The organism is Streptomyces sp. 6N223 (assembly GCF_052246635.1).
In the GTDB taxonomy this organism is placed as follows: Bacteria; Actinomycetota; Actinomycetes; order Streptomycetales; family Streptomycetaceae; genus Streptomyces.
The window spans coordinates 45,899-55,872 of record NZ_JBQQCA010000049.1 but is presented as its reverse complement, the minus strand read 5'-3'; the positions used below and the strand labels follow the sequence as shown (position 1 = coordinate 55,872).

The following is a 9,974-nucleotide window of genomic DNA, read 5'->3' as shown; positions in this document are numbered from 1 at the left end:
CCCGGCAGTCTCAAGCACGCCTTCGAGGGTGCCGAGCGCGTCCTGGTCGTCTCCGCGGCCATCCGAGGCGGCGGCGCGCTGACCGCCAACAGCGCGGCCATCGACGCGGCACGGGAAGCGGGCGCCCAACGCATCCTCTACACCAGCCACCAGGCCGCCTCTCCCACGTCGCTCTTCCCGCCGCAGAAGGTCCACGCGGCCACCGAGGAGCACCTCAAGCAGCAAGGAGTCCCCTATACCGCCCTTCGCAACGGGTTCTATGCCTCCACCTTGGGCTACTACATCGGCGCGGCGCTGAAGACCGGCACACTCGCCGTGCCGCAGGACGGCCCGGTGTCCTGGACGGCCCACGAGGACCTGGCAGAAGCCGCGGCCTCCGCCCTGACCGAAGACGGAGCACTCGAGGGGATCACGCCGCCGCTGACAGCCCCCCACACGCTGGACTTCGCCGACGTTGCCGACATCCTCAGCCTCATCGCCGGCCGGACCATCACCCGAGTCGTCATGGACGACGACGAGTGGACATCCGCGGCCGTCGCCGGCGGGATGCCGCGGCCGGCTGCGGAGTTCTCCTTGACGATGTTCGCCGCATCCCGCAATGGTGAGTTCAACACCACCGACCCCACGCTGGAAGCCACCATCGGCCGCCCCGCGAAGACCGTCCACGAGGTCTCGGAGGCCGTCGTGCGCTCCCGGTAGACGGGACCAGTCCATGGAGGTGCAACGCGGTCTGTGTGGCGTCCGGGCCGCTCGGAGGCCTCGAGCGCCTGGTCGACCATGCGGCCAATGGCGATGACTGTGACGTCCATCCCGGATCACCCGCACCCCGGCGACGACGAGCGGGAGCAACAGCCCGCATGAGTCCGCCGAGACTGCGTGTTCTGGTCAATCCCCGTGCGGACCGAAGATCGTGGTGCCTCGGGGGGAGAGGGCGTCCCGTATCCGGCGGTGGATCTCGCGCAGCTGCCGGATCTGTGCCTTGGTGAGCGGGTCCAGCACCAGCCTGCGGACCGTCTCGACGTGCCCGGGCGCGGCCTCGTCGACCTTGGTCCGGCCCTTGGGCGTGAGGACGGCCAGGGTGGTGCGGCCGTCGTTCGGATCGCGGCTGCGCCGCAGCCAGCCGCGGGCCTCGAGCCGAGTCGCGACCTGAGAAAGCCGCGACAGCGACCCGTTCGTGAGCAGGGCCAGGTCCCGCAGCCGCAATGTCCCGTCGGGGGCGTGGGTCAGGCTGGAGAGCACCATGTACTCGTAGAACGACAGCTGTGAGTCGGCCTGGAGCTGCGCGTCCAGCGCAGCCGGCAGGGTGGAGAGCACCGATACGAGTGCCAGCCACGCGGCCGTCTCGTCGTCGTCGAGCCAGCGTGGCTCGTCCGCCTCACGTCCCGGTTCCACGACCCGATCATAAAGCCTGGGAATAACTTCACGCATGAAGTGTTGTTGCTTCATGCGTGAAGTTATTGACGAACAGGACGAGAGGTCCATGATGCGTGCATCCGTACTGCGCAACGGCAGGATGATCTACCGCGACGACGTCCCCGAACCCGTTCCCGGGCAGGGCCAGGTCCTGGTGGAGGTGACCGCTTGCGGCGTCTGCGGCGGCGACCTGCACTTCGCCGCCCACGGCGCCAGGATGGTCGAGCTCGCCGACCAGATGACCGGCGCCCCGAGCCTGACCGACGGCCTTGACCTCGGCCGCGACGTGTTCATGGGCCATGAGTACGCCGCCGAGGTGATTGGCGCCGGGCCGGACACAGACGCACCCGCCCCGGGCTCCGCGGTCACCTCGGTCCCGGCCCTGGTGACCGCCCAGGGGATCGCACCGCGTCTCTTCTCCAACACCCAGCCGGGCGGCTACGCCGAGCGGATGCTGCTCAGCGCGGATCTGCTGCTGCCGATCCCGAACGGGCTCGACCCGCGGCTCGCCGCCCTCGCCGAGCCGATGGCCGTCGGCCTGCACGCCCTGAACCGGTCCGGGATCGAGGCGGGCACCGGGGCGGTCGTCATCGGCTGCGGACCGGCCGGACTGGCCGCCGTCGCCGAGCTGCACACCCGAGGGATTGAGCCGATCGTCGCCGCCGACTTCTCCCCCGCCCGACGCGAGCTCGGCCGGCTCATGGGCGCGCACGAGGTCGTTGACCCGGGCGTGGAGTCCGTGTGGGACGTGTGGCGGCGGACTGGCACTGGTAGAGGCGCGCCGGTGGTGTTCGAGGCCGTCGGCGTGCCCGGAGTGCTCGACGCCATCCTGCGCGAGACTCCCGTTGCCACCCGGATCATCGTGATCGGGGCGGCGATGGAGCCGGACGCCCTCACGCCCTACTTCGGCATCGCCAAAGAGGTCGAGTTCCGGTTTGTGCAGGCTTACACCCCCGCGGAGTTCACCGAGACGCTGTGCCAGATCGCCGAGGGCGAGCTGGACGTGGCTCCCCTGATCACGGGTGAGGTCGGTCTGGCAGACGTCGGTTGGGCTTTCGACCAGCTCGGCGATCCCGAGCAGCACTGCAAGATCCTCGTCCTGCCCAACGGCTGACCCGGAGGCCACCATGAGGATCGTCCTGTTCGGTACCGGATTCGTCGGCGACGCCCTGGCCCGCGAGCTCTCCGCCCGCGGGCACGAGCTGACCGCCGTCGCCCGCCGCCCCTCCCCGGCTGCCACCGCGACCGGGAGCGTCCACGACCCGTCGTTGGTCGCCGAGGTGACGGCCGGGGCCGAGGTGATCGTGTCCGCCCTCCCACCGATCGACGACGACGGCGGGCTCGCGGCGAGCACCCCTGTCCTCGTCACCGCGGCCAAGGCGACCGGTGCCCGACTCGGCATCGTCGGCACCTCAGCGCTGCTCCCGCTCACCCCCGGCGGCCCGCCCCTGGCCGAGACCCCCGGCTTCCCCGACTGGCTGGCTCCGCGCGTGGCCGCCCACCAGCACACCCTGGAGCTACTCGGATCCACACCGCACTCGGTTGAATGGCTCTACCTCGCTCCCGCCGCCGAGTTCGGGCCGCACGTCCGCAGTGCCCGGACCGGCCGGTACCGCACTGCGGCCACGCAGCTCATCGACCCCGACGGTCGCTCCTGGATCGGCGTGGCGGACTACGCCCTCGCCTTCGCCGACGAACTTGAGCGACCCACCGTGCACCGTGGCCTGCTCGTTGTCGGCTACTGACCCCGAAGGGATTTCCAATGCTGAAGTCAAGCCCTGGCGGTGACCGGACGTGATGGGTCCTGTCGCTGCGGCGGTGGCCCGTGGCGCGGTGGCTTCGAAGGTGCGGTTGTCGCGTCTCAGCGCCCAGAGCACGTTGAGGCGGCGTCTGGCGAGCGCGAGGATAACTAGCTTGTGGTTCTTCCCCTCGGTGGCTTCGTTCGCTTCCGGTGGTTCTGGCTCGCTTTCCGTGACGCGGTCACGCGAGTGACTGCTGACGCTCGGATCGGACTCCGGGAGGTTGCCTGAAAATGATCAGTGATGATCTTGGTGTGGCCGACAGTTCGGTGCCATGGAAGTGACGACGCTCCGGCTGGAGGAGCTGCCGTTGCCGTCCATCACGGACGTGGCGGGCCCTCGGGGAGTATCGGAACGGGAATTAGCGGTAGCCGCTGACGCAGCCTCGCGTCACCGCGCGTGTTCCGCTGTGGCGCGCGGGCCGGGGAGTTCACCGGCGTGGAGGGCGGCGAAGTCGGCGTGCGCCTGCTCGACGGCCTCGGGGTACGCCTCGCGTTCGGCGTGCTCGGCGAGCGCCCGGTAGATGCTGGCGACGGACGGGTTCTGTCCCTTGCGCTTGCCGGTGGGGATGATCAGGTCGGGCTGGATCTGCGCGACGGACTCGCCGAGCGCCTTCCGGCGGAGCACGGTATGCAGCATGTCCTCGGTGATGACCGGTGGCCGACCGCCGTGCTTGCCCTTGCGCGCGGCCGTGTCGAGCCCCTCCAGTGTCGACTCCCGGATCTTCTCCCGCTCGGTCTCCACCATGGCCGCGAAGAACGCGAACAGCAGCTTCTCCCGGGGCCGGTCGGGTCGTAGATGCCGGGCAGGGGCCCGGCGAGCATCTCCAGGACCAGGCCGTGGGCGGTGAGGTGGTCGGCGAGCGCGGTGAGTTCGGTGGCGTCGCGGCCGAGCCGCTTCATCTCGTACACCGTCAGGATGACCCGGCAGTGCGGCGCGTGCGCCTTGATCTCCCGCGCCGCGCGCAACGCCTCATCGAACGTGGGGCGGACCCGGAGGCAGGTGCTGATCTTTTCGCTGAAGACCTTGTCGCGGGGGATGCCGTGCGCGGTGAGCGCGTCGAGCTGGGAGTCTTTCCTGCGTCACATGCGAGCACCGGGCGTAGCCGATGCGGATGTCCGCGCCCGTGATATTCCTCAACGACCGGGGCCGGGGCCGGGGGCGGGGAGCCGGGCGGCCATGGTTGCCCCGGTCCCCGGTCGGCCGGGGTCGGCATCCGCAGCAAATTGGCGAGCCGGGGCACCTTGGTGAACCGGCCGGTGTGGTAGGCGTCGGCGACCGCGCCGCCGCGCGAGCGGCAGGGCGAGCCGGGCTGGGCACCGCAGCGGGGGCAGGGGTGGCGCTCGACGTCGTCCGGTGACCGGGAAGCCGTCGGCGGTCAGTTGCTTGACGGCGGCGTCGATGTAGAGGCTGTTGAACAGCACCACGGCGTTGAGCGCCAGGCCGAGAGCGCTGAGCTGGTCCTCCATGCCCTCGCGGTAGTGCTGGCGCAGTTCGCCGCGCTGCCCGAAAAAGATCCTCTGGGCGAGGCGGTGGCGGGCCTCGGTGACGTTGAGCTGGGCGCCAATCATCCGCCGGTATCCCTCGTCGGAGACGAACTGGAGCAGGTGCAGGGTCTTGAAGATCCGCCCGTAGTGGGCGAACGCGTCGCCCAGCCCAGTCGGCTTGCCGTCCCGGGAGAGCATGCGGATCAGGTCGTGGCCGCGGACCTCACTGAGGGTCACGGAGCCTGCCATGCGGCGAGTTCCATCGCCCTGCCGGACACCCGCATCGGGCCCAGCCGCAACCGCTCCAGTTCCGAGACCCGCTTTTTCTCCGGCACTTCGAGTAGCCGGACCATCACGGTGCGCAGGTCGTACGGCACCGCCTCGTACAGCGTGGCGTGCAGGCGGTCGTTCTCCTCCTGGCGGAGCGCGGCCACCATCCGGGCCAGCGTCGTCACACCGGGCAGCAGGACCCGGTTGTTCACCAGCCACACCACCGCCCGGTCGAACACGGCCCGCGGCCCTTCCGGCGAGGACCACACCCGCGCCGCCAGGAACTCTCGCAGCCCCGCCTCACCCGCGGCGAAGTCCCGGTAGCCGTACTCGCTGCGGATCTCCCACGCGTGCTCGTACGCCGTCAGTGAGCGCGCCCCGTACCCGGCGAAGTGCTCGTCATCGGTGCCGAACTGCTCGGCGACGAACTGCACCACGGAGGCCGGGACCGCCGTGGGGTCCTCAGTCAGGAACGTGCCGAGCATCCGCACAGTGCCCCACTGCACCGCCCACCCCAACCGGGTTGCCAGACGGCGCTTGGCCCGTGCTAACTCCAGGGCTTTGGGGTCCAGACGGAAGAACTGTTCCAGCTCGCCAGGCGACGGTTCTGTGGCGAACCGCCCGTAGCGGGCCTCTTGCTCAGCAGACAAGTACTCGACAGGCATGCCGAGGAACGCACGGCCCGCTGACCAGGCAAAACAGGAACGTCACCGAACCGGAATCAAGATCGCCCTGCTACCGCTAATTCCCGTTCCGATACTCCCCGAGGGCCTGGCGGTGCTGTCGATGGACGTGAACAACGAGGCGATACGCATCGAGGCCCGCAGTACGGCGGCCGGAGCGGCATGTCCGGACTGCCGGAGCGGGTCGAGCCGGGTGACAGCTCCTACCTGCGGTTTCCGGTCGATGGGCCCGCTGCGGGGCGGCGGGTGTCGGCGTACAACCGAACGTGCCCAGGCAGGTACGGCTGACTGTGACCAATGCTCCCGCTGTGGGTGCCGGGGTCACGTGCCGGGTTCTCACCGTACAGACGAGGATGGCCCTCGGCTACGGTCGTGGTCGAGGGCCATCCTCGTGCCCACACGGGCCACGGCAATGGTCGGTGGCCGGTTGGGCTCAGCGCTTGGCTACCAGGATGTGCGCGGCGGTCTGGGTGGGGAGTTCGGCGGCCTGTCTGCCGTTGCCGACTGTCACGCCGCCGGGCGAGGCCGTCACGCTCACGACCGCGCCGGGTTGCACTCCGGCGTGCCGCAGGGTGTGCATCAGCTCGGGGTCGGTCTGGATCGGCTCGCCGATGCGCCGTACGACCGCGCTTGCGCCGTTGGGCCCTGGCTCCAGGGAGTTGAGGCTGACCACGCTCTCGTCGGGGTACGGCTCCGCGGTGGGCTTCTCGCCGAGCTCTTCCAGGCCCGGGATGGGGTTGCCGTAGGGCGACTGTGTCGGGTGCCGCAGCAGCTTGAGGATGCGGCGTTCGACGGCCTCGCTCATCACGTGCTCCCAGCGGCAGGCCTCGGCGTGGACCTGCTCCCACTCCAGCCCGATCACGTCGATGAGCAGGCATTCGGCGAGCCGGTGCTTGCGCATCACGCGTACGGCGATCTGTCGGCCCTCGTTGGTCAGCTCCAGGTGCCGGTCGTCGGCGACGTGCAGCAGACCGTCGCGCTCCATGCGGGCGGCGGTCTGGCTGACGGTGGGGCCGCTGTGGTTCAGGCGCTCGGCGATGCGGGCGCGCAGGGGGGCCACGCCTTCCTCCTCGAGCTCCAGGATCGTGCGGAGATACATCTCGGTGGTGTCGATGAGTCGGGACATGGGGTGTGTCAGGCGGGGGTTTCTGCCGTGGCGGTCAGGACCGCGCGGCCGAGGATGTGGCCGGACATGGTGAAGCCGAGGAGGGCCGGGGTGGCGTCGGCCGGGACGCCGATGGATTCGGTGTCGAGGGCGTGCACCACGATGACGTAGCGGTGCGGGCCGTGGCCGGGTGGCGGGGCGGCGCCGGTGAAGCGGGCCGCGCGGGCGTCGTTGGGCAGCTGGAAGGCGCCCTCGGGCAGGCCCGAGCCGGTGTCGTCGCCGGCGCCCTCGGGCAGCTCGGTGACGGCGGCGGGGATGTCGGCGACCGCCCAGTGCCAGAACCCGGAGCCGGTGGGGGCGTCGGGGTCGTAGACGGTGACGGCGTAGCTCTTGGTGCCTTCCGGGGCGCCGCTCCAGGACAGCTGCGGGGAGAGGTCCTTCCCGCCGGGGACGCCGAAGATGCCGGAGAACTGCTCGGGCGGCCAGGCGGCGCCGTCGGCGACGGTGGTGCTGGTGACGGTGAAGGAGGCTGCCTCGGGGAGGCGGGCGAAGGGGTCGTTGGCGCTCATCGCGTGGTTCCTTTCTGAGCGTGCTGTGGGGTGTGGCGGCGATGCCGCCGTCGGCTTTCATCGGCCAACCTAGATCGACCATAGCACCAATAATCGATTATTTGCTGCATCGTCTATGATGGCGGCATGACTCAGACGGCCCACACCTCGACCTCGCCGCGGAAGCGGATGCTCTCCGAGCAGGTCTACGCACACCTGCGGGACGCGATCATGCGTGGGGACCACGCCCCCGGTGACGCCCTCAAGCCGCAGGATCTCGCCAAGGAACAGGGCGTGAGCCTGGCCGTCGTGCGCGAGGCGCTGGTGCGGGTGGTCGGCGAGGGCCTCGCCGACCGGCTGCCCAACCGGGGCTTTGCCGTCCCGGCCCTCTCCGACCGCCGCTGGCAGGAGATCGCCGAAGCCCGCCGGACCATCGAACCGGTCGTGCTGCGCATGTCCATCGAGCGCGGCGACGTCGACTGGGAGGCCCGCGTACGAGCCGCACACCACCGTCTGGCCCGCACCCCGGCGTACGTGCCGGAGGAGGGGGCCCATTACAGCGGCGCGTGGTCCGAAGCCCACCGGGCCTTCCACCGCACCCTGCTGGAGGGCTGCGGCAACCCCGTGCTGCTGGAGACCTTCGACCGGATGTGGACCGCGAGCGAGCTTGCTCGCCGCTGGTCGGCACACCGCACCCCCGAACGGGACGGCATTGACGAGCACCGCCGGTTGGAGGAGGCGGCGCTGGCCCGCGACGCCGACACCGCGGCCCAGGTCCTGGTCCAGCACCTCACCCAGACCGCAGCCGCACTCACCGGCCGTACCCGCCACGAACCCCCGAAGGACGCCTGACCCGCCCCGGGCGCTCTACCGGCGGATCAAGGCGGTGGAACGCCTGGACCACGCGGACTCTGCGTGCGTGTCTGCCGAAGGGCCGTCGTCCAGGCCGTCGAGTCCTGCGCGGTGACGACACGACACCGCCGCTGTTCCTGGGCACGTTCGGCGCGTACCCGGCTGGGTATCTTCATGCGAACGACGGGTGGTCGTCTGCCTGCGCGTCCGCCGTTTCTTCTGCCCGAATGCTTCGTGCGGACGGCGGACGTTCGTCGAGCAGGTGCCGGGGCTGACCTGGAGATGCAGCCGGTGGAGCGACGTCTGCGTTCGACACTGGCCGCGGTCGGCCTCGTGCTCGCCGACCGGGCCGGTGTGCGGATGGCGCGGGTCATCGGGGTGTCCATCAGCCGCAGCACCGTGCTGCGGCTCGTCAACGAGCTACCAGACCCGCAACCTCCGGCCCCGTGGGTGGTCGGCGTCGACGAGTACTCCACCCGCAAGGGCCACACCTACGGCACCGTGCTGGTCGACGTCGAGACCCACCGTCCGGTGGACCTGCTGCCCGACCGCCAGGCGTCCAACCTGGCCAGGTGGCTCGCCACGCGCCCCGGGATCGAAGTCGTCTGCCGCCACCGGGGACCGTTCGACGCCGAGGGAGCCGCCGCCGGGGCGCCCCAGGCGGTGCAAGTCGCCGATCGCTACCACCTCTGGCACAGCCTCGGCGAAGCCGCTGAGCGTGAAGTCGCCCGCCACCGCGGCCGTCTATAGGTCCTCGTCCCCCAGCCGGCATCGCCGGACCAGCTCCCAGGCCGACGGAGACGACGGCGGCGACGCCGGAATCGCCGTGGCCCACCGGGCACCGCTGCTGGCGCCGGGCAATGCTCGTCCGCGCTGAATGTCCCTCTTCCCGTGGTGACTCTTGGTCATGTGGGCAGGCGTTGGTCGCCGAGTGCCGATGGGAGGGCGGGTAACCGAGCAGGAGTGCGAGTCTGAGCTGCTGAGCCGCCCGCCGAGCGGGCGAATGAGTGCTTCCCGACACCAGGTCTACGACGCTCGTCTGTCGCCTTCCTCGCTGTGCACCTGTCCAGTCGATCACGCAACTGGACTGCCGGTGTGCCGTGGCTTCCGACGGCCCGAACGAGGGCGGACGGCCGTTGCTGCCACGGCCAGATCGATGTCGCGACGAACACGATCGCGGCCAGTGCTTTACGGTCACCGTGCCGACGTCGACCCCTCGCCTTGTGGACGCCTAGGCTCTGGTGCCACCGGTTGGAACAACGCCCACACAGCTCATCCGCTACCAGCTGCTCAATGGTCCTCACCTCGGCCCGTTATCGCTCACGGCGGTGATCCGTCAGCCTTCATCTGCTGGACCCACCCGTGAAGATCCTCGAGATGCCAGCTGCGGACTATGCGGCCGTTCTCGATCTGGTGGAACTCGTGGATCGTGATCGAACTCGGCCTGCCGGTCGGGGAAACGCCGAGGAACTCTCCGCGGTGGGTGCCGGTCAGCTCGCCTCGCACGGCCACTCGCCCCGACGCGGCGACGACGTCGTGCAGGAGGACGCGAGCGTTCGCGAAGCACGCGTGGAGTTCCTTGATGTGCGGCTTGAGGCCCTCCGGTCCCGGAGGCTGACCGGGGATGCTGGGGATGTCCTCCCAGTTGGGGGCGAGGACCTCGTCCAGGAGGTCCGGCTCCCCTCCGATCGCCCGGTAGAGCGCTTCGACGATTCGTCGTTCATCATCGGAGGCTCCGAAGACTTGGGGGCCGTCGTGAACGTCGGTCATGTGTTCCTTCTTGACGGGGGTGGGCTTGAGGCGGCGGAGCTGAGGGG

At 70.1% G+C, this 9,974-nt stretch carries 11 protein-coding genes and 3 pseudogenes; 5 read left to right on the top strand and 9 right to left on the bottom strand.

The window, feature by feature from the left end; genetic code table 11:
• Positions 1–699, top strand: a 699-nt coding sequence (locus tag ACTWQH_RS25340; RefSeq protein WP_443289045.1) for an NmrA family NAD(P)-binding protein, incomplete at its 5' end; no start/stop codon positions are given.
• Between the two features lie 186 nt (positions 700–885).
• On the opposite strand, the gene ACTWQH_RS25335 is transcribed toward ACTWQH_RS25340, so the two are convergent.
• Positions 886–1,392, bottom strand: coding sequence for a MarR family winged helix-turn-helix transcriptional regulator (locus ACTWQH_RS25335; protein ID WP_443289044.1), 507 nt, complete (start codon positions 1,390–1,392; stop codon positions 886–888).
• Positions 1,393–1,480: 88 nt separating this feature from the next.
• Here ACTWQH_RS25335 and ACTWQH_RS25330 point away from each other — a divergent pair, with 88 nt between their 5' ends.
• Complete coding sequence (locus ACTWQH_RS25330; RefSeq protein ID WP_443289043.1) at positions 1,481–2,527, top strand: zinc-binding dehydrogenase; 1,047 nt, start codon at positions 1,481–1,483, stop codon at positions 2,525–2,527.
• Between the two features lie 13 nt (positions 2,528–2,540).
• On the top strand, positions 2,541–3,158 hold the full coding sequence (locus ACTWQH_RS25325; RefSeq protein WP_443289042.1) for an NAD(P)-dependent oxidoreductase: 618 nt from the start codon (positions 2,541–2,543) through the stop codon (positions 3,156–3,158).
• A 66-nt stretch (positions 3,159–3,224) separates the two neighbouring features.
• On the opposite strand, the pseudogene ACTWQH_RS25320 reads toward ACTWQH_RS25325, so the two are convergent.
• The 7 genes and pseudogenes from ACTWQH_RS25320 to ACTWQH_RS25290 form a co-directional block, all read right to left on the bottom strand.
• Positions 3,225–3,344 (bottom strand): annotated as a pseudogene (locus ACTWQH_RS25320) (IS110 family transposase); the annotation flags it as partial.
• Between the two features lie 258 nt (positions 3,345–3,602).
• Positions 3,603–3,959 carry a hypothetical protein gene (locus ACTWQH_RS25315; protein ID WP_443289041.1) on the bottom strand — a complete coding sequence of 119 codons (357 nt, stop codon included), beginning with the start codon at positions 3,957–3,959 and terminating at the stop codon, positions 3,603–3,605.
• Positions 3,960–4,084: 125 nt separating this feature from the next.
• Positions 4,085–4,252, bottom strand: a pseudogene (locus ACTWQH_RS25310) (recombinase family protein); the annotation flags it as partial.
• Positions 4,253–4,627: 375 nt separating this feature from the next.
• Positions 4,628–4,897 (bottom strand): annotated as a pseudogene (locus ACTWQH_RS25305) (Tn3 family transposase); the annotation flags it as partial.
• A gap of 35 nt (positions 4,898–4,932) precedes the next feature.
• Positions 4,933–5,634, bottom strand: coding sequence for a DUF4158 domain-containing protein (locus tag ACTWQH_RS25300; protein WP_443289040.1), 702 nt, complete (start codon positions 5,632–5,634; stop codon positions 4,933–4,935).
• Between the two features lie 451 nt (positions 5,635–6,085).
• A complete protein-coding gene (locus tag ACTWQH_RS25295) occupies positions 6,086–6,778 on the bottom strand; it encodes a metal-dependent transcriptional regulator (RefSeq protein ID WP_443289039.1) in 693 nt (230 codons plus the stop codon).
• Positions 6,779–6,786: 8 nt separating this feature from the next.
• Positions 6,787–7,326 carry a YbhB/YbcL family Raf kinase inhibitor-like protein gene (locus ACTWQH_RS25290; RefSeq protein ID WP_443289038.1) on the bottom strand — a complete coding sequence of 180 codons (540 nt, stop codon included), beginning with the start codon at positions 7,324–7,326 and terminating at the stop codon, positions 6,787–6,789.
• A 126-nt stretch (positions 7,327–7,452) separates the two neighbouring features.
• On the opposite strand from ACTWQH_RS25290, the gene ACTWQH_RS25285 reads away from it, so the two are divergent.
• Entirely contained in the window at positions 7,453–8,157 is a 705-nt protein-coding gene (locus ACTWQH_RS25285) for a GntR family transcriptional regulator (protein WP_443289037.1), read from the top strand.
• Between the two features lie 291 nt (positions 8,158–8,448).
• Positions 8,449–8,907: an ISL3 family transposase gene (locus tag ACTWQH_RS25280; RefSeq protein ID WP_443289036.1), complete on the top strand. Its 459-nt coding sequence runs from the start codon at positions 8,449–8,451 to the stop codon at positions 8,905–8,907.
• 570 nt (positions 8,908–9,477) lie between these two features.
• Here the strand turns inward: ACTWQH_RS25280 and ACTWQH_RS25275 are convergent.
• Complete coding sequence (locus ACTWQH_RS25275; protein WP_443289035.1) at positions 9,478–9,927, bottom strand: ester cyclase; 450 nt, start codon at positions 9,925–9,927, stop codon at positions 9,478–9,480.
• Positions 9,928–9,974 lie beyond the last annotated feature (47 nt).